The 21895-nt window shown below is 64.8% G+C and carries 21 protein-coding genes, 1 tRNA gene and 1 riboswitch; of the genes, 11 read left to right on the plus strand and 11 right to left on the minus strand.

Translation table 11 applies throughout. The features are described 5' to 3' along the window. Nucleotides 1–16 precede the first annotated feature (16 nt). The 3 genes from O5O53_RS09005 to O5O53_RS09015 are packed head-to-tail and all read left to right on the plus strand — an operon-like array spanning nt 17 to nt 2147. Nucleotides 17–214 (plus strand): hypothetical protein, encoded by a 198-nt coding sequence (locus O5O53_RS09005; RefSeq protein WP_269511486.1) that lies wholly within the window; start codon nt 17–19, stop codon nt 212–214. Nucleotides 215–269: 55 nt separating this feature from the next. Then, nucleotides 270–884 (plus strand): DUF1707 SHOCT-like domain-containing protein, encoded by a 615-nt coding sequence (locus O5O53_RS09010; RefSeq protein ID WP_202032101.1) that lies wholly within the window; start codon nt 270–272, stop codon nt 882–884. Between the two features lie 21 nt (nt 885–905). After that, the gene (locus O5O53_RS09015) at nt 906–2147 is read left to right on the plus strand and encodes a pyridoxal phosphate-dependent aminotransferase (RefSeq protein WP_269511489.1); all 1242 of its coding nucleotides are present in this window, start codon (nt 906–908) and stop codon (nt 2145–2147) included. Nucleotides 2148–2355: 208 nt separating this feature from the next. Here O5O53_RS09015 and O5O53_RS09020 read toward each other — a convergent pair whose 3' ends face one another. After that, the gene (locus O5O53_RS09020; RefSeq protein ID WP_143338978.1) at nt 2356–2544 is read right to left on the minus strand and encodes a hypothetical protein; all 189 of its coding nucleotides are present in this window, start codon (nt 2542–2544) and stop codon (nt 2356–2358) included. Nucleotides 2545–2553: 9 nt separating this feature from the next. Then, nucleotides 2554–3045 carry a DUF8020 domain-containing protein gene (locus O5O53_RS09025; RefSeq protein ID WP_269511492.1) on the minus strand — a complete coding sequence of 164 codons (492 nt, stop codon included), beginning with the start codon at nt 3043–3045 and terminating at the stop codon, nt 2554–2556. 459 nt (nt 3046–3504) lie between these two features. On the opposite strand from O5O53_RS09025, the gene O5O53_RS09030 reads away from it, so the two are divergent. After that, nucleotides 3505–3732, plus strand: coding sequence for a hypothetical protein (locus O5O53_RS09030; protein ID WP_269511494.1), 228 nt, complete (start codon nt 3505–3507; stop codon nt 3730–3732). Nucleotides 3733–3751: 19 nt separating this feature from the next. Continuing rightward, nucleotides 3752–4309, plus strand: coding sequence for a PIN domain-containing protein (locus O5O53_RS09035; protein WP_269511498.1), 558 nt, complete (start codon nt 3752–3754; stop codon nt 4307–4309). A 3-nt stretch (nt 4310–4312) separates the two neighbouring features. Here the strand turns inward: O5O53_RS09035 and O5O53_RS09040 are convergent, their stop codons facing one another. From O5O53_RS09040 to O5O53_RS09050, 3 genes are all read right to left on the minus strand, one after another. Further along, entirely contained in the window at nt 4313–5842 is a 1530-nt protein-coding gene (locus tag O5O53_RS09040; RefSeq protein ID WP_269511501.1) for an ABC-F family ATP-binding cassette domain-containing protein, read from the minus strand. Between the two features lie 398 nt (nt 5843–6240). Then, nucleotides 6241–7779 (minus strand): FMN-binding glutamate synthase family protein, encoded by a 1539-nt coding sequence (locus O5O53_RS09045; protein WP_269511503.1) that lies wholly within the window; start codon nt 7777–7779, stop codon nt 6241–6243. An 80-nt stretch (nt 7780–7859) separates the two neighbouring features. After that, nucleotides 7860–9188, minus strand: a complete 1329-nt coding sequence (locus O5O53_RS09050; protein WP_269511506.1) for a UDP-glucose dehydrogenase family protein — start codon at nt 9186–9188, stop codon at nt 7860–7862. A gap of 157 nt (nt 9189–9345) precedes the next feature. Between O5O53_RS09050 and O5O53_RS09055 the strand changes: the two genes are divergently transcribed. After that, complete coding sequence (locus O5O53_RS09055) at nt 9346–10005, plus strand: hypothetical protein (RefSeq protein WP_269511509.1); 660 nt, start codon at nt 9346–9348, stop codon at nt 10003–10005. A 30-nt stretch (nt 10006–10035) separates the two neighbouring features. Here O5O53_RS09055 and dcd read toward each other — a convergent pair whose 3' ends face one another. Then, nucleotides 10036–10599: a dCTP deaminase gene (gene dcd / locus O5O53_RS09060; RefSeq protein ID WP_269511513.1), complete on the minus strand. Its 564-nt coding sequence runs from the start codon at nt 10597–10599 to the stop codon at nt 10036–10038. 61 nt (nt 10600–10660) lie between these two features. Between dcd and O5O53_RS09065 the strand changes: the two genes are divergently transcribed. Further along, nucleotides 10661–10731 (plus strand) — tRNA-Gly (locus O5O53_RS09065). 24 nt (nt 10732–10755) lie between these two features. On the opposite strand, the gene O5O53_RS09070 is transcribed toward O5O53_RS09065, so the two are convergent. After that, nucleotides 10756–11361: a hypothetical protein gene (locus tag O5O53_RS09070; RefSeq protein WP_269511517.1), complete on the minus strand. Its 606-nt coding sequence runs from the start codon at nt 11359–11361 to the stop codon at nt 10756–10758. Continuing rightward, complete coding sequence (locus O5O53_RS09075) at nt 11361–11939, minus strand: hypothetical protein (protein WP_269511520.1); 579 nt, start codon at nt 11937–11939, stop codon at nt 11361–11363. The genes O5O53_RS09070 and O5O53_RS09075 overlap by 1 nt, the downstream gene beginning before the upstream one ends. Before the next feature lie 16 nt (nt 11940–11955). Beyond that, nucleotides 11956–12090, minus strand: a riboswitch (SAM riboswitch). Between the two features lie 79 nt (nt 12091–12169). Here O5O53_RS09075 and O5O53_RS09080 point away from each other — a divergent pair. Both O5O53_RS09080 and O5O53_RS09085 read left to right on the plus strand, forming a co-directional pair. Next, the gene (locus O5O53_RS09080) at nt 12170–12991 is read left to right on the plus strand and encodes an esterase/lipase family protein (RefSeq protein ID WP_269511523.1); all 822 of its coding nucleotides are present in this window, start codon (nt 12170–12172) and stop codon (nt 12989–12991) included. Between the two features lie 151 nt (nt 12992–13142). After that, nucleotides 13143–14666, plus strand: coding sequence for an HNH endonuclease signature motif containing protein (locus tag O5O53_RS09085; RefSeq protein ID WP_269511526.1), 1524 nt, complete (start codon nt 13143–13145; stop codon nt 14664–14666). A gap of 64 nt (nt 14667–14730) precedes the next feature. On the opposite strand, the gene O5O53_RS09090 is transcribed toward O5O53_RS09085, so the two are convergent. Both O5O53_RS09090 and O5O53_RS09095 read right to left on the minus strand, forming a co-directional pair. Then, nucleotides 14731–16386 carry a VanW family protein gene (locus O5O53_RS09090; protein WP_269511686.1) on the minus strand — a complete coding sequence of 552 codons (1656 nt, stop codon included), beginning with the start codon at nt 16384–16386 and terminating at the stop codon, nt 14731–14733. Between the two features lie 118 nt (nt 16387–16504). Further along, on the minus strand, nt 16505–17716 hold the full coding sequence (locus O5O53_RS09095) for a glycoside hydrolase family 3 N-terminal domain-containing protein (RefSeq protein WP_269511529.1): 1212 nt from the start codon (nt 17714–17716) through the stop codon (nt 16505–16507). A gap of 80 nt (nt 17717–17796) precedes the next feature. Here O5O53_RS09095 and O5O53_RS09100 point away from each other — a divergent pair, with 80 nt between their 5' ends. Both O5O53_RS09100 and O5O53_RS09105 read left to right on the plus strand, forming a co-directional pair. Further along, nucleotides 17797–18006: a DUF2613 family protein gene (locus tag O5O53_RS09100; protein WP_239356071.1), complete on the plus strand. Its 210-nt coding sequence runs from the start codon at nt 17797–17799 to the stop codon at nt 18004–18006. Between the two features lie 15 nt (nt 18007–18021). Beyond that, nucleotides 18022–20919 carry an alpha-(1->3)-arabinofuranosyltransferase domain-containing protein gene (locus tag O5O53_RS09105; RefSeq protein ID WP_269511688.1) on the plus strand — a complete coding sequence of 966 codons (2898 nt, stop codon included), beginning with the start codon at nt 18022–18024 and terminating at the stop codon, nt 20917–20919. On the opposite strand, the gene O5O53_RS09110 is transcribed toward O5O53_RS09105, so the two are convergent. Next, the gene (locus tag O5O53_RS09110; protein WP_269511531.1) at nt 20826–21878 is read right to left on the minus strand and encodes an acyltransferase family protein; all 1053 of its coding nucleotides are present in this window, start codon (nt 21876–21878) and stop codon (nt 20826–20828) included. The two genes, O5O53_RS09105 and O5O53_RS09110, sit on opposite strands and share 94 nt — an antisense overlap. Nucleotides 21879–21895: the final 17 nt, after the last annotated feature.

A 21895-nucleotide genomic window follows, 5' to 3' on the forward strand; every position in this document is an offset into this window, starting at 1 on the left:
GGGTAGCATCGGGCGCATGACTGCAGAAAACGAAGGTCTGTACACCAACATCGAGACTCCAACTGACGACAAAGCCGCCGCTGGCGCAGACAACCCGAACCAGAACATGGACACCAAGCCCCTCGGCGAAGGCGTGCACACCGTTGAGGAAGCCGAAAACCACGAGGACGACTCCCGCTGGAACGACGGCAAGCTGCCTCGCACGCAGGACTAACCCCAATCCCCTCCCCGCGCCCCGGACGTGCACGACAGCCGTCCGGGGCGTTAGTATGTCCGGCGTGAGCACCCCATACGGCAACTTCAGAATCGGCGACCAGGAGCGCATGGACGCCATGGACACCCTCGGCCGCGCACTCGGCGAGGGCCGGCTCAACATGGGCGAGTTCGACGACCGTTGCCGGCAAGTCGCCGAGGCACAGGTCCACTCCGACCTCGATCCGATTTTGGGGGATCTGCCGCCGCAGCCGGCCGGAGGTGCCGTCGAGAGGCAAGAAGTGCACTCGGGCGATGTGTTTTACAGCGGCCGCGAGATCATGCAGGCGCGCCGCTCCGGCAAGCGCATGCGCGCAGGCGTCTTCTGGCTGGGCACGGTCGGCGCGCTCGGGCTGACCGCTTTGCACCCGGTTTTCCTGCTGATCATCCCCACCCTGTTCATCCTGCTGTACGTGATGAAGGTCGGCCCCGACTCCTGGTACACCCCCAGCCTGCGGCAGCTGGAGCAGCAGCGCCGCCAGGAGATCAAGCGCCGCCAGCTGGAGATCGAATCCGCCAAGGCGCACCAGCAGGCCATGATGCGGGTGCAGCGCAAGGATCAGTTCAACCAGCTGACCTCGGATGCGCTCGATGTCGCGCAAAACACGATAAACCGCTTCCGCAAGAACTAAAGAGGCCTACAGTGGTGTGGCATGAGTGAGCCACTGCAAAAGCACCGCCATTTCGACCAAGCGGACAAACTGAAGAACGTCTTCTACGACATCCGCGGGCCGGTGACCGCCACCGCGGAGAAGATGGAGCGCGACGGCCACACCATTTTGAAGCTCAACACCGGTAACCCGGCCGTCTTCGGCTTTGAGGCGCCGGACGTGATCATGCGCGACATGATTGCCAACCTGCCCACTTCCCAGGGCTACACCACCTCCAAGGGCATCACCTCGGCGCGCCGCGCGGTGGTCACGCGCTACGAGATGATCGACGGCTTCCCGCCCTTCGACATCGACGACGTCTACCTGGGCAACGGCGTGTCCGAGCTGATCAGCATGACCACTCAGGCGCTGCTCAACGACGGCGACGAGATCCTCATCCCCGCCCCCGACTACCCGCTGTGGACCGCCGCGTCCACCCTCGCCGGCGGCAAGGTTGTGCACTACATGTGCGACGAGGAGGATGACTGGAATCCCTCGCTCGAGGACATCCGCTCCAAGGTCACCGACCGCACCAAGGCGATCGTGGTGATCAACCCCAACAACCCCACCGGCGCCGTGTACTCGCGCGAGGTGCTCGAAGGCATCGCCAACATCGCCCGCGAGCACGAGCTGATGGTGCTCGCCGACGAGATCTACGACCGCGTGCTTTACGACGGAGCTTCGCACACCTCCATGGCAGAAATCGCCCCGGATCTCGTGTGCATCACCTTCAACGGCCTGTCCAAGGCCTACCGGGTGTGCGGCTACCGCGCCGGCTGGATGGTGATCACGGGGCCGCGCCGCCGCGCCAAGGGCTTCATCGAAGGCCTTGATTTGCTGTCGGGCACCCGGTTGTGCGCGAACGTGCCTGGCCAGCACGCCATCCAGGTGGCGCTGGGCGGCCGGCAGTCCATCTACGAGCTCACCGCCGAGGGTGGGCGCCTGCACAAGCAGCGCAACGTCGCAGTGCGGAAGCTCCGCGAGATCCCGGGGATCTCCGTGGTGGAGCCGAAGGGCGCGCTGTACTGCTTCCCCAAGATCGACGCGGAGATGCACAACATCCACGATGACGAGAAGTTCATGCTGGACCTGCTCAAATCCGAAAAGATCCTGATGGTCCAGGGCACCGGCTTCAACTACCCCACCCCGGACCACTTCCGCGTGGTCACCCTGCCGTGGGCGTCCCAGTTGGAAAACGCCATCGAGCGCCTGGGCAACTTCCTGGTGGACTACCACCAGCACTAGGTTCCGCTGTTCTAGACAACTACCAAACTTCAGGCCGCAAGTTTGGTGGAAGGCTCTCGCGTCATCCTCACCGCCCGCAACGCGTTGGACCGCCTAGTAGCTGACGGCATTGCCGTGTCTGCCCGAGTGGACAAGCGTCAGCGTGCTTGGCGCTCCCCTGACATACTTTCGCTTTTCGGCGACTTCGCTGTCGCAGCTGGTCTCCGGCCTACCGGCGACTAGGGCCGGAGCGCGCCTCGGCCTGAGCCAAAGCCGACTTCACCGAGCTGGCCAAAAGCGCCATCGAAAGAAGGAAGAGGATGACGTAGGCGCGACCTAACGCCACGATAAGGGCCACCGAGATAAATACCGCAAGGGTGGAGATACCGATCGCCATCTTCGAGTTACGCAGTTTCATGATCGTCCCCTAGCAGAAGGTGGCGGCGCCGACCATACCGCCACCGAGCGCACCCCAGCCCCCGCTGGCCGCCCCAGCCACAAGGGCGGAGCCGCCTGTGCCGACGGCACACTTACCCCAGTCGCTCCACCACCCGTAGGTGACAAAGCCGTCGGCGGCAGTCTGTGTGACCTGCAACTGATTGCCGTTCTTCAATGTGTAGTAGAAGCCGATCGTGTTGCCCTCTTTGTTCACCGCAGACGTGGGCAGGGTCTCTACGAGGTTGCCGGCTGCGTCCCTAACCACCACGTCATCGTTCTGTTGCGCGAAGGTGGCGCCATGCTTGAGGGAGATGAGGAGGTCGCGGCCGTCATTCGCGGTGGAGAATACGGCGGTGTCGTTCTCCCGGGTTTTGACGGTGGAGGCAACGGAAGTGGCGGTGCCCGCCAGCGCCGGAGTCATGACTGCAGCGGTCAGGGCTAGGGCGAGCGCGGGAGCGACAACCGCCTTGCGGATGGTCATTGAGCGATACATGGGAAGCCTTTCAAAAGCCGAGAAACACATCGTACGGGGAGGATTGTATGAGCGCTGTTGCAGGATGAACATGGCTAGCGCTAACTTTGGAATATTTTGTCCAAAAAGCGGTACTTTCGTTCCCCCGGTAACAACGAGCAAGACGGTATCTGACTCCGATTGGCTATTTCTCGAACGACGAAAGGCTCAGAGTGTAATTTTCTAGAGGCTCCGCCCCCCAACGCGTGGAGCTGCCAGCCGGCGTTTTGCCACGCGGGTCGTGTCGTCCGTCGATAAGCACCTGCCTCTCGACGAGCTTCGCCGCCCACCCCGGACCACTTCCGCGTAGTCACTCTGCCGTGGGCGTCCCAGCTGGAAAACGCGATCGAGCGGCTCGGCAACTTCCTAGTGGACTACCACCAGCACTAGGGGTTCCAGCGGGGGGCTTCGACCAGGTATCCTGCGCATATGACATCTGTGCCCGTCCCGAGGGAGGCGTTCCGCGATAACGCGCGAACCCTCCGTCAGGCGATGCGCGAAGCAGCGCAATCATCATCGGCGAAGGTTGTTCTTTCCCATCGCCAAGCGGAAACGATTCTGCGTGTGCTGGAGAGTGCGGATTCAGAATTCGAGCGTCGACAGCGTGTAGCTCGAAGGCTTGCGGATTTCTCCAATGAAATCGGGTTCACCGAGTAGCGGGATCCTGCGACGAAGCGTGCCGGTCACCTTCGTCGACGCCAACATTCTCTTCTCTCGTGTCCTCAGAGACTGCTTTCTCTACAGCGCACATACAGGTGCGCTGGAGATTCGCTGGAGCCAAGAAGTTCTGGATGAGATGTCACGTAACCTCCGTGCCTCCATCGGCCTCGATGAATTCTCCACTCGCCGTCTTGAAGAGCTCATGAACGAGTTTCTCCCAGACGCAAAACTCAAACTCCCCGTGTCAGAAGACGTGGTCCCCCGCAACGTGGATGTCCACCCGAAAGACCGCCACGTACTCGCAGCTGCGCTTTGCGCCGGAGCGGACATTTTGCTCACCGACAACACGAGGGATTTTCCTGCTGAATGGATGGGCCGCCAAGGCATCGATCTCGTTCAGCCCTCAGCGATGATCACCCGTCTTCTGACGGACTTCCCAAGCGAATTTCGTGAAGCACACTCTCTCTGCGTCGAACTCTCCGCTTCGAAAGATGAGGAGACAGTACTCAACCAACTTGAAAAAGCTACGGACCCTTTCACTGCAGCCAAGGTTCGAAGGTTCGTACGCCCATAACAGTCAACTGCACTGCAGGGTCTCGATGGCGACTTCGCGGGTGAGCCCTATTCGCGCACAGAAGTCCTCGTCATGGCTGACCAGGACGATCGAGCCGGCGTAGCTGTCCAGTGCGGAGACGAGCCAGTCCACTGTGGAAATGTCGATATTGTTGGTGGGCTCGTCGAGAAGCAATAGCTTCGGAGCCGGGTGAGCGAGAAGAATCCGGGCAATCTCGACGCGGAATCGCTCCCCGCCGGACAGCGTGCCAACGGGGGCGTACACGGTGTCGTTCTGGAATAGCAGCTGCGCAAGCTGGTCGCGAATGTACTGCGGCTCTGCTTCGAGGTTGGTTTGTGTCACCAGCTCCAGCACCGTCAGCTCCGGTTTTAGCGTTATGCGCTGGCGAAGGTAGCCCACGTCGTCGATGACGTAGCCTGCCTGCCCACTCACGATGGAGTTGAGCAGCGTGGTCTTGCCGCTTCCGTTAGGACCGGTGATGCGCACCCGCTCGGGCCCTACAACTGTCAGTCCAGGAATGTCCAGGACCCGCGTACCATTTGGAAGCTCAGTGCCGGGCAAATCGATAAAGACAACTTGATCATTACGGACCTTTTCCTGGGCTTTGTTGTACGCGGCGAGCGCGCCCTCCACCGCTCCTGCGTGGGCCGACCCCCGTCTCGCCGCAGTCTTTTCAGACCTGTCCTTGTCCAAGCCCATCGCCATGCCGGGCTTGCGCTTCGAAGCGGCGAACTTCTTTCCACGGCGCGCATCGCGATCGATACGTGTCTGCATCGCTTCCCGCTCCTTGACCTGCTTGCGGTGATTCGCTTTTGCGTCCCTAACCCCGCGTATCGCTGATTCCTGCTCTTGCGCGAGCGTCTCCTTGTAGGCGGAAAAGTTCCCGGGGAACAAACGCAGCTGGCCGTCATGCAGCTCGGCAATTTCGGTGGCGCTCTGCAGCAAGTCGCGGTCATGACTAGCGACGAGCACAGGTACCGACGCCGCCTCCAGCTCCCGTATGAGCTGCTCTTTCGCGTGGTGGTCGAGGTTGTTGGTTGGCTCATCCAAGACGACGAAATCGGGGTTGCCGGAGAACAAAGCGGCCAACGCTACCCGGACTGTTTCACCGCCGGAAAGCGTATTCAGGGTTCTACCCAAAGGCAGGTCGAGGCCGTGCGCGGACAGGGTGGCGGTGATCTCTGCGGCGATATCCCAACGGTCACCGATAGTTTCGAAAAGCTGGGGGTCGAACTCTCCGGCCTCGACGGATGCAATTGCGTTGAGAGTCTCAGTAGCGCCGAAAACATCAGCCACGGTGTCGTCCGCCCGCAGCGTGAGGTCCTGCGGTAAGTACGCGATATTCGTGGGGCGTTCCACCGATCCACTCGTCGGTTCGAGCTGACCGAGGATGATCTTGATCAGAGAGGATTTACCGGATCCATTGTCGCCGATTAACCCGGTAAGCCGACTATCAAATACGGCGTTCAGGCCTTCAAAGCACGTGGTTCCATTGGGCCACTCGAGAGAAATGTTGTTCAGGGAAATAGGCATGCTCATACGTCTTTCTGGTTCGTGTTATGCGGAAACACGGAACGTGAGCACTGCCTACTCCTTCCCTCGGGGACGCAATCTTGTTAGAAACTACGCTGAGCCAGTGTGCGGGTCAAGCACTTTGCGTCCAGTAAGTGACCTGACAAGACGCTGATCTGCTAGTTCGGCGGTGGCTCTCTACCGAGCAAACTAGCAGATCAAACGTCCAACTTTACGTTTCCCCAGGTGATATTGAAACGCGGTGTCGATATCAGGCTGATCTGCTAGTTGCGCTGTGAACTCTTAAATGGCGAACTAGCAGATCCGCGAGTTGGGGCTGAGTGGGGCCGGTTGAACCTGGTTGGAGCTGGGCCCTGGGAGCTGGCCAGCCAGCCCACCCCAGGCCCGCGAGACGGAAGCTACGCCACCGGGCGGAAGGTGTCCGGGGAGGCGGCTTTCCAGTCGGGGGCCCAGATCGAAGGGGCGTCTTCAAGCAGTTGCCCCGGGCGCAGCCACTCGTAGATGGAGGCGTAGGAGCGCGACTCGGTCGGCGAGACGCTGCGGCGCAGCATGTGCGGGGTGAGCTCGGACGGGTCGGAGACACCCATGGACGCCATGAGGCGCACGGCGGTGTTGACGGTGGTCTTCTGGAAGTTGTAGACCGCCTTGGACTTGTCCTCCACCACGATGGCGCGGTTGCGGCGCGGGTCCTGGGTGGCCACGCCAGAGGGGCACTCGCCGGTGTGGCAGCGCTGCGCCTGGATGCAGCCGGTGGCCATCATCATGGCGCGGGCGGAGTTGGTGTAGTCCGCGCCCTGGATCATGCGCATGACGATGTCGGAGCCGCCCGCGACTTTGCCGGAGGCGCCGATCTTGATCTGGTCGCGGAGCCCAGTGCCCACGAGCGCGTTGTGCATCAGCATCAGGCCGTGGGTCAGCGGCATGCCCATGTGGTCCTCGAAGTCGATGGGCGCGGCACCGGTGCCGCCTTCGGAGCCGTCCACCACGATGAAGTCGGGCGCGGTGCCGACAGCGCGGATAGCTTTGCAAATGGCGAGCACTTCCCGGCGGCTGCTGACGCACATCTTGAACCCCGCCGGCTTGCCACCGGAAAGCTCGCGCATCTTGGCAATGAACTCGATGAGCTCCACCGGAGTGCTAAACACGCGGTGCGCCGCCGGGCTGATGCAGTCCACGCCCATGGGCACGCCGCGGATCTCGGAGACTTCCTTGGTGATCTTGTCCGCCGGCAGCACGCCGCCGATGCCGGGCTTGGCACCCTGGCTGAGCTTCAGCTCCACCATCTTGACCTGGTCGTCCTGCGCTTTGTCGCGGAACTTTGCCGGGTCGAAGTCGCCGTCCTCGGTGCGGGCGCCGAAGTAGCCGGTACCCATCTGCCAGACCAGGTCGCCGCCATTTTCCTGGTGGTACGGGGAGATGCCGCCCTCGCCGGTGTTGTGGGCGAACCCACCCATGGCCGCACCCTTGTTCAGGGAGCGCACGGCGTTCTTGGACAGCGAGCCGAAGCTCATAGAGGACACGTTGAGCATGGAGATGGAGTACGGCTTGGTGCAGTCCTTGCCGCCCACGAGCGCGCGGGGCGGCTCGGCAGGCTCCTCCACCGGGGCGATGGAGTGCACGAGGTGCTCGTGGTTGGTGTCGTAGACGTCCTGGACGGTGCCGAACGACGTCTCGCTCTGCTTGCCCTTCGCGCGCTCGTAGATGGCGTTGCGCTGGTCGCGGTTGAAGGGGCGGCCGTCCCAGTCGCGCTCGATGAAGTACTGGCGCAGCTCCGGACCGATGTCCGTGAGCAGGTAGCGCATGTGCCCCAAAACGGGGTAGTTGCGCAGGATCGGGTACTTGGTTTGTGTGAGGTCGTGGATGGCGACGCCACCCAGCGCCGCGGCGGCAGCGCCCAGGGCGCCCTTGGCAAACTTTCCTGACTTCTCCTTGGACATGCGGACTATCATGCCCCACTCAGCCAGAAATACTAAGACGGGCACACCCTGCAGGTATGCCCGAATTAGGTACTACGAAACTAGAGGCTCCGACCCAGGGCGCGAATCTTCCAGCCGGCGTTTTGCCAGTCGGTGACGTTGAGGACGTTTCTTCCGTCGATGAGCAGTTGCTTGTCGACGAGCTCCGCCGCCCACTGTGGATCCATCTCCTTGAACTCCTGCCATTCGGTGGCGAGGATGACCAGCTCGGCGCCGCGCAGTGCATCCTCGAGGCTGGTGGCGTAGTCGAGGGTGGGGAAGACCTTGCGGGCGTTGTCCATGCCCTGCGGGTCGTAGACACGCACGCTCGCGCCGGCGAGCGAGAGCTGGCCAGCCACGGCGAGTGCGGGCGAGTCGCGCACGTCGTCCGAGTTCGGCTTGAACGCCGCACCGAGCACGGTGATGTTGCGGCCGATCACACTGCCGAGCTCCTCGCGGGCCAGGTCGATCACGCGCTGGCGGCGACGCATGTTGATCGCATCCACCTCACGCAGGAAGGTCAGTGCCTGGTCGGCGCCGACCTCGCCGGCGCGGGCCATGAAGGCGCGGATGTCCTTGGGCAGGCACCCGCCGCCGAAGCCGAGACCTGCGCCGAGGAATTTGCGGCCGATGCGGTCGTCGTAGCCGATGGCGTCCGCCAGCTGGGTCACGTCCGCGCCGACGTTCTCGCAGACCTCGGACACGGCGTTGATAAACGAGATCTTCGTGGCCAAAAACGCGTTGGCGGAGACTTTCACCAGCTCCGCGGTCTGCAGATCCGTCACGATAAACGGGGTGTCGTTTTCCAGCGGGGTGGCGTAGACCTCGCGGGCGATCTCCTCCGCGCGGGAATTTTCGGCGCGGTGGCCCAACACGATCCGGTCCGGCTCGATGGTGTCCTTCACCGCGTAGCCTTCGCGGAGAAACTCCGGGTTCCAGGCGATTTCAACTTGGGCTTTGTTGCCGTGCTCGGCGGCGAGTTTGTCGGCGCGCTGCTGCAGGGCAGCGGCGGTGCCGACCGGGACGGTGGACTTGCCCAGGATCAGGTGCTCGCCCTCGAGCTGGGGCACCAGATCGTCGATGACGGCCTCGACGTAGCGGGTATCCGCCGCGTAGGAGCCGCGCTGCTGCGGGGTGCCCACCCCGATGAAGTGCACATTGCCGAAGGCGGCGGCCTCGGCGTAGCTCGTCGTAAAGCTCAGGCGCCCTGCCTCGATGTTGCGCTCGAGCACCTCGGGAAGGCCCGGCTCGTAAAAGGGCACCTTGGAGTTCTTCAGCGCCTCGATCTTGGTTTCGTCAACGTCTACGCCCAGCACCTCGTGGCCGAGTTCAGCCATGCACGCCGCATGCGTAGCCCCGAGGTAACCAGTGCCAATCACAGTCATCCGCATAAGAGGCCATTATGCCGTGGAGCGACAAGGTCGGCAGGGTGAGCAGCAGGCAGACGAGCACACAGCTTATTTTCACCGAATTACCAGTCAATACCACAGTGGCAAGTAGAGCAGCGGTAACTTAGCCACGTCCCCACAACAGGTTCAAGGAGTCTCAATGAGGAAGCTAGCTTCTGCGGTTCTGGTAACCGCACTCAGTTTTACCCAACTAATCGCCCCAGCCCACGGGCAAGAAAGCGCCGCGACGGTCACAGAGGCCACTCCTACAGCGGAATTCGTGGCTACCCCAACTAGCAACCCATCCCCCAATTTCACCGATACGATTGTTGGACCGTCACGGAAACCTGTGAAGGCAACTGATGTGAAGTACAAGCCCTCCGATATCAAACTCGTAATCAAGGGTGACACGTGCTTTATCGACACCCACAAAGTGGAGAGCGTCTTCGAAAAAGTCTACGGCCGGACCTACCACAACGAGTTCTGGTCTCCCCTGGAAGCAGAACACATGATCCCCTACTTCGAGGAATTCCGAAAAGAGCAGGAACAAGAAGGCGTCTGGAGCAACTGGGAGCAGAAACACACTCCGTTCAAGGAATACTTCTCGGACTTTGAAATCCAGATGGCAGAAGCCGAGATGAAGGCACTCAAGGAGTGCGCGGCTTACACTGCGCCAACCCCCACAACGACCGTGCTAAAGCCTGAGCCCGCAAAACAAGACAATACGCTTGCCATTATCGCGATCATTGTGTCAGTTATCAGCGCCGCACTATCCGCGGTCAGCCTGGCCTTGCCCTTCTTCCCGCAGTTGAAGCGCTAGCGCCGAAGTCTCGTCGATAGGCAAAAGCCCCTACTGGAAGTTCAGGTAGGCCTTCGACGGGGTGGGGCCGCGCTGGCCCTGGTACTTCGAGCCGAGCTTGCCGGTGCCGTACGGGGTGTCCGCGGGCGAAGTCATGTTGAACAGCGCGAGCTGGCCGACCTTCATGCCCGGCCACAGGACGATGGGCAGGTTAGCCACGTTGGACAGCTCGAGCGTGATGTGGCCGGAAAAGCCCGGGTCGATGAAGCCCGCGGTGGAGTGCGTGAGCAGGCCCAGGCGGCCCAGTGAGGACTTGCCCTCGAGGCGGCCGGCCAGATCCGCGGGGAGGGTGAAGCACTCGAGGGTGGAGGCGAGCACGAACTCGCCGGGGTGCAGGACAAACGCGTCGCCGACCGGCACCTCGACGAGCGTGGTCAGATCGGGCATCTCCTGCTTCGGGTCGATGTGCGTGTACTTCGAGTTGTTGAAAACGCGGAAGAACTTGTCAATGCGCACATCGATCGAACTCGGCTGGATGAGCTCGGCATCGAACGGCTCGATGCCGAGGTGGCCGGAGTCAATGGCATCGCGGATGTCGTGATTTGAAAGCAACACGGCACTGAGTGTACTTCCCTGTTTTGGGCCGCGAATCCGTGGTGCTAAAGTTGGCAGAGCTGCCGGCGTAGTTTAGTGGTAGAACATCAGCTTCCCAAGCTGAGAGTGCGAGTTCGATTCTCGTCGCCGGCTCTCTTTTCTTTTTCGGGGTGCGGGCTACAAGAAGTAGCGGATCTTCCACGGCACCTCGGGGCCGTACACCTGCCTTGGACACGGGCGCATGTCCGCGCGTGCGAGGGAGATGAACGGGTCCTTGATGCCGCTTTCCTCCGGAAAATTGCACTGCATTACGTTGTAGCCCACGCAGTACTTCACGGCGAACTGCATTGCCCACGGGTCGTGGTGGAAGACCTCGTCAACGCCCATTGGTGTGGCAATGACCGTGCGCAAACCGGTCTGCTCCACGACCTCCACGGGCTGCCAGTCCTCGTCGGTGTGCATGGTGGCATCCCATATCTCGCCGCCGAGCACATGGTGGCCGTTGCCCTCCACCTCGCACTCGTCCGCGTCGACATAACGTCGCGCCACCCACACCGGCGGCGCGGAAATCAGCTCGCCGGAGGAGTTGCGAAACGCTTTGCGCCCCGGCGAATACTCGAAAAGGAACCCGAGGCGGCGGATGCACTGCAGCGCCTCCTTCGAATTCGGGAACCGAAACGTGAGCAAGAGCTGTCCCACGTTCACGGTGAAGTAGCGGCCGTTCTGGAAATTACGGGTCGCGGTAAGGAAGGCGGTGGGGTCCGGGAGGTCGTCGAAAAGCATTATGCGTGGCTGCAGGGCCCGATCGGCTTCGAGGACACCACACTCACCGGGTAGCTGCGGCCGTTAAATTCGCCGCGCAACACGGGCCACTCGCGGTTGTAGGAAACGGCGTTGGCCAGGCGCTCCGGATCGTGGTGGTAGCAGGTGTACACGCCGTCTTCGGTGGAAAAGATCAGCTTGTTGCCGTCGTGCTCGATGATGGTGATGGGCAGCCAGTCTTCTTTGGGCCCGTTGGCGGCGCGCAGCACCGGGATCCAGCGCCCCTTGTGGCCGTTAGCAACCAGGTCGCACTGGTCGTGTCCGCACGGGATACGCTCAGCGGGCGGCTCCGGCAGCGGGATTACGGTGCCGTTTTGGTCGCGGATTGCACCTTCGATGGCGGAGTACTCGAACTTTGGCCCGGTGCGGCCGACAAAGTCGAAGGCATCCATAGCTGACGGGAATTCCGCAGTGACAGTGTCATCGGTGCCGTCGACAGTGAAGGTGACCGTGCTGATGTTGACGTTGCCCAGGGTGGCGGGCGCCCAGTCGTCGGCGAAGAGGGACTGGTTGGACATGTCGTTCATGTCGGAGGACATGGTTGATCTCCTTTGAGAATCGCACTTCCGGCGCGGCGGTTGCACGTGCCGGCGGATCTTCTCCCGGGGGCACCGTGCGCGATGTGCGCGGTTGCCAGCCGACGAGCCGGGAGGCTTTCCCCTTATACAGGGTGCGTCGGACTTCTTGATCCAGGAACAGACAATAACAGACCGCTTGGTCTACCGCAAGTGGGGACCGGAGGACGTCGATAAGCAATATGCTCAAAAGGATGAAACTCAGCAGCGCGATGATGACACTGGCGGCCGGGTACGGGGCGGTGCGCGGGCTGCAAAACCGCCCGCCGATGCCGTTCAACGACCGGAATTTTCAGCCCACACACCCCACGCCGGTGATGTACGTGCACGGGATCAACTCGCGCACCGCGGCGTTTGAGTCGAACGCGCAAAGGCTGAAAGAGCAGGGGTTTTGGGTCTGGGGCTACGACTACGGCGACATGATCGCGCCCGGGTTTTTCGGCACCGGGGACTTGAATTCGATCGTGGGGGATGTGGAAGAGCACGTGGACCGCGTGCTGCGGAAAACCGGCGCGGAGCAGGTGGATATTGTGGCGCACTCGCAGGGCGCGCTGATGACCAAGCTGTTCATCTCGCGCGGGGGCGCGGCGAAGGTGCGGCGCGTGGTGGCGATGGGCGGCAACTTCCACGGCACCGACTTCCGCGGGATGGCAGGACGGATGGGCGCGTTCGCCTCGAAGCACCCGCACTTCACCGCCCTGGTCGCGCCGGGGGCGGCGCAGCAGCTCGCGGGTTCCGCCTGGCTGCGCGAGTTTGCGAGCGGCCCGGACACCGCGCCGGGGATCGTGTACACCTCCATCTACTCGCCGGCGGACACGGTGGTTACGCCGACATCCACGTCGATGCTCGAGGCCGTCCCGGGTGCGGACGTGGCGAACATCGACTCCGGGCAGTGGTACGACGGCTACGCGCCCCACCATTCGTTGATGCCTCGTGATCCTCTCTATGCGGAGCTCACCTCGTGGGGGCTACTGCGCGAGGTGGGCGACCATGTGCCGCCTGCACATTTTGAGTGAGCACCTATTGCTTATCGACGAGCTAAAGTTGCTGGCCGCTTAGGGTTATTCGAACATGTGTTCGCGTTCTGGGTGGTCGTGTCGGAGGCGTGTCGTAGCGTGTGCATTGTTCATTCGTTGACGGTGTGACTTTGAAGGGAGGGATCCGGCCATGACCACGGTGATTGACCACCACGTGGACCAGCTCGTCGATAGCCTGAAGGCGCTCGAGGCGCTCATGATGCAGCCCGAATCCCTCCACCTACTGTCCACGCACCAGGCGATGGAGCGGCTGCACGCGGCGCTGCCGCTGCTATCCAACGCGAACATCGCGTTTGCGCACCTGTGCGAGCGCGACGGGGCTGGCCGGCTGGTCGGCGCGAACCACCCGGTGGAGTACCTGACCAAGCAGCTCGGGCTCCCGCGGGCCGACGCCTTTAGCCTGCTCAACCAGGCGAAGACGATGTTCGGCGAGGTCGAGGTGCCGACGCCGCCCTCGGATCCGATGATGGACGAGGAGGAACGCGAGAAGCAGGCCGAGGAAGAAGAACGCCGCAAAGAGGAAGCGCGCAAGGCCAAAGAGCGCGCCCGGAAGGCCGCGGCGAAGGCCAACGCGGAAAAGAAGCGCATCATCGAACGGGCGCTGATGCAGCTCAACGAGCACTCGGACCCGGGCCGCGACGAAATCTACGCGCAGGCGCTCGAGGCCGCGGAGACCATGTCCGCGGAAGAGCTACGGAAGCACGTGAACACACTGGTCAAGCGCGCCAACCGCAAGGGCCGAGACTACGAGGGCAGCAAGGACCCACTCGCCGCGTTTAAGAAACGCACCATGATCTTCGGTGAAGAGGACAGCGACGGCGGCTCCTGGGGGCAGATCTACTTCGACAAAGCCAGCCGCGCCGCATTTGAGGCCGCGCTGGCCGCCGGCGAGGCACCCGGGGCAAACCTGCCGCCCGGCGCCGAGGACAAGCGCACTCGCGGGCAACGGCGGTTCGACCAACTCATGGACATTGTTGGCGACCACGCGAACTCCTCCGCCGTGGCGCGCAAAGGCATCGGCACCGTGGTAATGACGCTGACGCTGGAAGACCTCATGGGGGCGGACGCCTACACCGAGTTCGCCACGAACACCTCCGTGTCCCTGACTGCCTTGGATATAGTCCGGCTCGGGTTGGCGGGCGATTCGTTTGCCCTCCAGCTGGACTCGTGCACCGGGGTGCCGCTGTCCCTCGGGCGTGCGCGGTTGGCAAGCGTGGAGCAGAAACTGGTGCTTTTGGCCATGCAGCAGGTGTGCGCCTGGACCGGATGCACCAAGCCAGGCGTGCAACTGGAAGCCCACCACATCCAGTCGTACCTGCACGGCGGGTTCACAGACCTGGAAAACCTGGTCCTCCTGTGTCGCGAGCACCACATGTGCAACAACGACAACAGGGACGGCGCCGGCGGCAAGGGCCATTTCGAGAAAGACCCCTCCACCTGGGACGTCACCCACCACCCCGCCGACGGCGGGCCACCGACGCCAACCACGACACGTCAGTACCAAGAATCGCCAGGTCAGAGGACTATCCGGCGGGTGCGGAAGAAATACCCCGCTTTCGACGACCCACCGAACCAGACAACCACCGACCCGCCGTTATTCGATCTCGGCGATGGTTCCAGGGCCGGCCCCGACCGGGGCGGCAACACAGCGTGAACATTGGACGCGCGGCATTCGGTGCCGCGCGGGTGTGGGGTGCGTGGCGGCTAGTTGCTAACCGCTAACCGCAGCGCACGATCGGCTGCGGGTCGTACACCGTGGTCTGGGTTTCCCGGCTGAGCTCGTTTCCGGCGAGGTCGTAGATGATGCGGGTGTCGGAGGTGGTGAAACCAGGCGCGCCCGAAGACGGCGCACAGTTCGAGCCGGAGACGTTCACCGGCTGGGGCTGCGTCTGCGCCCACCGGCCACCGTTGACGGACTCGACGGTCACGGTCTTGACACCCATCAGGCTCACCGTGACCTCACCGCCGCCGACGCTGGTGGCGATGCGCACCGGGTGCGGGCTGTCGTTGCGGAACTGCAAGTCGATCGCGCCCTCGTACACGGTTGCCTCGCGGCCGGCCGGGTAACGGGAGATGTAGTAGGAGTGCGGCATGTGCGCCACATCCGTCATGCCGGCAAAGTAGGAGGCATTGTACAAAGTGGTGGCGAACTGGGAGATGCCGCCACCGACCGCGGTGTCCGCGCGCCCGTTGAGGATGATGCCGGACTCCACATACCCCTGCGCGGGGCCGCGCGGGCCGGTGTAGCCGTTCAGGGAGAACGTCTCGCCCGGGTTCACAACCGCACCGTTGACGGTCTGGGCCACCAGCGCAATGTTGGTGCCGGACGCGCCCGAGTAGCCACTGGTGGTGAACGAGCCGACAACGTCGTTGAAGGTGGCGTTCTGCGCCTGCTCGGTGGTGAACTGCGCGGGCACGTCCTTGTACACCGCGTCCCATTCGCGGGAAGCCCCGCCGGTCAAGCGCTTTTCAAAGCCGGCCAGGGTGGCGTCCCAGTCCACCACGGAGCCGTCGACGGACGGTTCGACGCCGCCTCCGGCCAACACGCGCGCGTTCTTGCCCTCTACCTCGGTCTCCGCGAGCTGGTCGCCCAGGATTGTGCGCGCCGCATCCAGGTTCACCTCGGGTGCAATGCGGCCCTCCACCGCGGGGAACTGCACGATTTCGCCGATGCGGTCCTGCGGCACCGCGGCGGCGACGCCGTCCTTGCCGGTGACGGTGATCGGTCCGTCGAGGGCGGCGCGCACGGGACCGCCGAGCGCGGCCTTCATGGCGTCGTCGTTGATGGCGGGCTGCACCTCTTTCGGCTCCACCTCAACTCCGTCCGGGTTGAGCCAGCCGGTGGTCACCTCGTCGCGAAGCGTCGTGCGGTCCACGTCCTGGCCGAGCTTCGGGTCGGTGGTTTCGGCCTTGCCGCCCTGCACACGGATAGTGCCGTCGACGGGGTCCACGTGCAGCTCTTCGGTCATGCGGTCGAGCTGGCCGCCCAGGGCTTTGTCGTCGACGGTCGGCACAACATCCACCTCGCGGGTGGTAAACAGTCCGCGGAGGCGCTCGACGGGGTTAGCGGTCTCGATGCCGGCGGCGTCCACCGTGGCATCGAAATCGATGCCCAAGCCTGACTTTGCGGGAACGAACTCAGTACTCTTCTCCCCCGCCTTGACGGGAACAGCTTCGTCGGTGACACCGCCGAGTTCGGCCTGCAGCTTTTCGCGCGCCTCATCAGGCGCCATGGCACCGATGTCCACGCCGCCGACCTGGGTGCCGCGGGGGACGTTGCCCCGGTGGGTAGCCAGATCCGCCAGATAGATCGCGAGCGCCACGGCGAGGATGCCTAGGAGCACACTGAGCGTGATTTTGGCACCGCGGCCCATCACGCCCGGCCCGCCCTTGGCGGTGCCTGCGCGGCCCTTCCTGTGCGAGGTTGCCTTCACCGTAGTCACGGGCCCCACAGTAATGCAGATCTTTGATCTCTCATAGCCGGAGAGACGCCTACAACCCCACGTCGATAAGCTGCTGCTGCGCCCTGGTTGCGGCCTCGTCCACGCGGGCTTCAGGGATGTAGCCGTTGTGCACGCACCACACGATGTGGTCGATGATGCCGGGCAGGTCCGCGCCGGAGGACCACAGCGCCTGGTCCGCGCCGGAGCCGATCGCCCTGGCCACGGCGTCGCGGGTGGGGGCGTAGTCCAGAATGCCGCGCATGCCGGACAGGTCGTCGGTGACCACCACGCCTTCGAAGGGCACACCGCCCGGGTAGTCGCCGGTGCGCAGGAGCCGGTAGGTGTCCGGGTTCATGGAGCTGGGCACGCCGTCCGGGCCAAGGCCGGGGACGATCATGTGGCCCATCATCACGCTCACACGGGGGAACTGTTCCAGCAGCGGGCCGTAGGGGCGCAGGTCCAGCTCGCGCATCTGGTCCAGCGGCGGGGTAACGGCCAAGTGGTGGTGCGTGTCCCCGGAGGCGCGCCCGTGGCCGGGGAAGTGTTTGAACGTCGGGGTCACCCCGGCATCGATAAGCCCCTGCGAGAACAGCCCGGCGACGCGCACGACTTCATCGGGGTTGCCGTGGAATGCGCGGTCGCCCACGATGTCCAGGCCGTTGACGTCAAGGTCCAGCAGCGGTGCGTAGTCCACGTTGATGCCGTGGGCGCGCAGGGATCGGCCGATGTCGTAGCCGGTGCCGCGGATCACCTCGGGTGGCTGCCCGGCGAGCGCGCGCGGCGGCATAAATTCGCCGAGGACCTGCGTGTGCCGCTGCACGCGGCCGCCCTCGAAGTCGATGGCGACGCTGAACGGCCGGTGGTACTGGGCGCGCAGGGCGTTGATGTCGCGGCCCACCTCGGTCAGCAGCGCCGGGTCAGCCCAGCTGGGGATGATCAGCCCGCCGACACCCTGGTCCAGCGCGAACCGCGCCTGGTCGTAGTTGGCCACGCCGACCACCATGAGCGAAGCAACCTTTTGCCGCAGGTCGTCCGGCACGCGCTGCTGCGCGGGCGACAAGGGTGCGGGCGCGGCCGGGGGCGAAGTAGGCGGCACCATCTCGGGGGCTTCTTGCTTGTCGACGTCCTCCCGGCCCGCAACCGCAGTCTCCAAAACCGCCGACTCAGCAGCGTTGTCCTCAGACTGTTCGGCACATCCGGCGAAGCTAAACGTCGATAGGCAAACAAGTGCGAGCAGCGCCGCACCTGTCCGAGCCCGCATAAACCATTCCCCTTGTCGCCTGTTTCAAACCCTGTTTCAAACCACAGCCACTGTACCCGCTGCTGGTAGGCTTCTCCGACATGTCCCACCGAGTATTTGCCCTGCCGGCGTCGCTTGCCCGGCGCGCCACCGCGCCCGTTTTGGCCAGCACGGTCGTTGGCGTGGTGCTCGGTGTGGTGGGGGTACTCGGCATCGCGTCCGTGTCCGGGCAATCCGCGGTGCCGCAGGGTACGGCGGTGCCGGCGGATGAGGCGGTGCTGGGCGGGCCGGAGTACGGCTCGAGGAAGTAGGCGCTGGTGCGGGGGATGCGCGCGCACCTCGCAGGCTGGCTGGTCCTGCTCGTTGTTGTGCTTGCACAGCCGCCGGGCCAGGTTGCGGCGGACACGAAATTCGACCTGGTTGCCGCCCCGGCGCGGTTTCTGCGCCGCGCGACGCACGCCTACACGGACGAGTTTCCGCTGGGCCAGGTGCAAAACCAGGCGTACGGGTATTTGTTTCCGCAGGGGCCGTTCTTCCTGGCGGGGGATCTGCTGCATGTGCCGGATTGGCTGATCCAGCGCGCGTGGTGGTGGCTGTTGCTGGGGTTGGCGTACTCCGGCACGCTCGCGTTGGCGCGGCGGGTCGGTATCCGCGGCACGTTTCCGCAGGTCCTCGCGGCGGCGGTGTACGCGCTGAGTCCGCGCATCCTGACTACCCTCACCGCGATTTCCTCGGAGGCGTGGCCGGTGGCGCTGGTGCCGTGGACGCTGATCCCGCTGACGCGCCGCAACCCACAGGTGGCGCCGGCGGTGGTGGCGGTGGCGTGCATGGGCGCGGTCAACGCCACCGCCACCATCGCCGCGTGCCTGCCGGCGTTCGTGCTGCTCATCGCGCGGCGTGCTTATAAAACCGCCGGCAAGTTCGCCGTCGGGGCGGCGGCGGTGTCCGCGTGGTGGATCGGGCCGCTATTGGTGCTGGGCCGCTATTCCCCGCCGTTCACGGACTTCATCGAGTCCGCCGGCGTGACCACCGCGTGGCTCAACCCAGTGGAGATCCTGCGCGGCACCACCAGCTGGACCCCGTTCGTGGACACGGAGCGCGCCGCCGGCCACCTGCTGGTGGCGGAGCCGACCTTCGTCATAGCCACCTGCCTCGTCGCCGCGTTCGGTCTCGCGGGCCTGGCGCGCCGCGACATGCCGTGGCGCGGGCCGTTGCTCGCGGTGTTCGCGGTGGGCTTCTGGGTGCTCGGCTCTGCGCACATGAGCACTTCGCTTTACGACGGTGCTCTCGCCCCCTTCCGCAACCTGCACAAATTCGACCCCCTGGTCCACCTGCCGCTCGCGCTCGGCGCCGGGCACCTGGCCGCGAACGTGAACCGACCGAAGGCTGTCGGCATCACCCTTGCCGCCGCAATGGCGGTGGCGCCAGCGTGGTCGCTGCGCCTGCTGCCGGAGGGCACCTGGCACGAGGTGTCCGAGGACTGGGTCGCCGCGGGCCAGTGGTTGGACGAGCACGCCGCCGGCACCCGCACGCTTGTGGTCCCGCCGGCGTCGTTTGCGCGGCAGACGTGGGGGTGGACGCGTGACGAGCCGATCCAGGCGCTGACCCAGGCGCGTTTCGCGTTCCGCGACGCGGTGCCCCTGGTGGATCCGGAGGCGATTCGGGGGTTGGAGGGGCAGGCGGAGCTCGTCGATAGGCAAGCGCTGCGTTCCATTGGTGTGGGCGCGGTGGTGGTGCGCCGCGACCTTGAGCGCCAACCGCCGACGCCGAATATGGGCGAGCCGGATGCGAGCTTCGGCGAGGTGGACATCTTCCTGCTGGACCCTCACGCGGACGTGATGGACACGGACCGCGAGCCGGTCGCGGTGGACGGCGGCGGCGAGGTGCTGCCGCTGCTGTGGCGCGAGCTCGGCTACTTCCCGGCGCGACTGACCGGCGGGGATGCCGATGTGGTCACCGACACCCCGGCGCTTGCGGTGCGCAACTACGGCACCATCGACGGCCAGTCCGGCTACCTCGCCGCCGAGTGGGAGGACGGCACGGTGCGCAACCGTGTGAAGGACTACCCGTCTGCCGGCTCCCGCGCGGCGGTGGCGGCGGACGGCTTCGCCCGCGCGTCGTCCTCGGCCGCGGATGCCGGCGCGTTCGGCGGTCCCGACGCGTCGAAGTCGCTCACCTCCGCCTTCGACGGCGTAAACGAGACCGCCTGGTGGCCCGCGCCCGGCGACCGCGACGCCTGGATCGAGTTCCAAACCCAGCAGGAGCACGTCACCATCGCCGCCACCGCGGACACCACCGTCCAGCTGTGCGACGGGCACAGCAACTGCCGCAGCGTCACCCTGGTCAAAGACCAGCCGCGCAGGCTCACCCGCGGCGACGCCACCATCCTGCAGCTGACCGAACCCGTGGGCATCCGCGAACTCGACGTGGGCATCCACCGCATCGTCGAGGTGGAGGGCACCGCGGACCGCTACTTCTTCCAGCGGCATTTCCCCGAGCACACGGTTATCCAGCGCCGCTTCACCACCGCCGAGGACGCCACGTGGCAGCTCAGCGCGCCCGCCACCATCGACGGCGAGCGCCGCGTGGGCAGCGTCTTCCTCGAAGCCGGCACCCACGAGCTGTTCACCCGCACGGATACGGTCATGCTCTCCCGCGCACCGATGCCCAACCGCACCGGCGACCGGCTGATCCTGACCACGCGCGCGTTCAACGACGGTCTCCGCGCCACCCTCGGCGGCACCGAGCTGGAGCCAATGCGTATCGACGCCGGCGCCCAGGCCTTCCGCGTCCCTCCGGGAGCCGACGGCGAGTTCGAGATGCGCTTCGCGGGCGAGGGCGCTTACCGCTACTCGCTGATCTTCGGCGGGGCGTTCAGCCTGCTCGTGCTCGCACTGTGTTTGTGGCTGCCGTGGCGGCGCGAGGACGGCACCCCGTACGTGCCGAAAGCAGGCGCGAACTGGGCGCCGACCGTGGCCGTGATCGCCGCGTTCCCCTTCCAGGGCCTGGCGGCGGTGGCCCTCGCGTGGGTGGTGCGCCGCTTCACCGTGTTACCGATGCACCGCATCGCGGCCGGCGCCATGACCATCTGCGGGCTCGTGCTCGCGCGCGCGGCGTGGCCGGCGGCGAACTACGCCGGTTCCTCCACCTTCTTGGTCGTGGCCGGCCTGTTCGCCGTGGCCTGCCTGACCAACCGCGCACCCGGCACCTCCACCAGCTCGTAGGAGATGTACGCCACGGCAGTGCTCGCCAGCGCGGTGGCCAGGTAGACCAGCACAAAGTGGCCCGAAAACATCGGCACCCCCAGCACGGGGAAGACGAAGTACAGCACCGCCATATGCCACAAGAACACCGAGTAGGACCAGTGGCCCAGGGTGCGCATGACATTCGACGACAGCACCGTGCCGCGCTGCCGCTGCCCCAGCGCGAACGGCGCAACAATAAGTGCTGCAAACACCGCGCCGAGCAGCACCCGCACGTTGAACTCGGCCGGCGAGGGGTGTGCCAGCCCTCGCGGGCCCAGCACCCCGCCGACCCACGCCACCGGCAGCGCCAGCGCCGCAACCGGCCAGCGCGGGCCGGTGTAGCGCACGCCGGCGCGCTCCAGCTCCGCCAGCACAAGCCCCACCGCGAACCAGGGGACGTACGACGGCGGCCAGATCTGCATGTTCACCACCGCCGGATCCGTCACACCCGACACCGCCCACGGCCACGCCAGGCCCAGCACCACGGCCCCCGCCAGCGCCGCGTGCCGCCCCCACGACCCGAGGCGCAGGTACAGCGGCAGGACCAAGTAGAAGGCGGCTTCGACGCATAACGACCACATCTGCGTGAGCCCGTCGATAAGCGAATGCGGCACGTAAATCTGCGCAAGCAGCACATTCGCCGCGACCTGGCCCCACGTCACCCCTGCGAGCGGCGGCAGCGCGAGCAGCACCACAACCACGCACACAAGATACGCGGGTGCAAGGCGCGACACCCGCCGCCCGTAGTAGCCCTCACGGAGACCGCCGCGCGCCAGGAGGAACGCCGAAAGCGCAAAGAAGACGGCCACGAAGTAGTCGAAGCGCTCCAGCACCGCGGAGCCGGTGGCGGTCTGGAAGGCGACGTGCGTGGCCACGATGCCGTAGGCGGCCACGGCGCGCAGGCCGTCGAGCTCGGGCAAAATGGCGGGTCTGTTCACGATGGCGCAAGTCTAGC

It is taken from the genome of Corynebacterium faecium, assembly GCF_027257105.1.
GTDB lineage: Bacteria > Actinomycetota > Actinomycetes > Mycobacteriales > Mycobacteriaceae > Corynebacterium > Corynebacterium lehmanniae.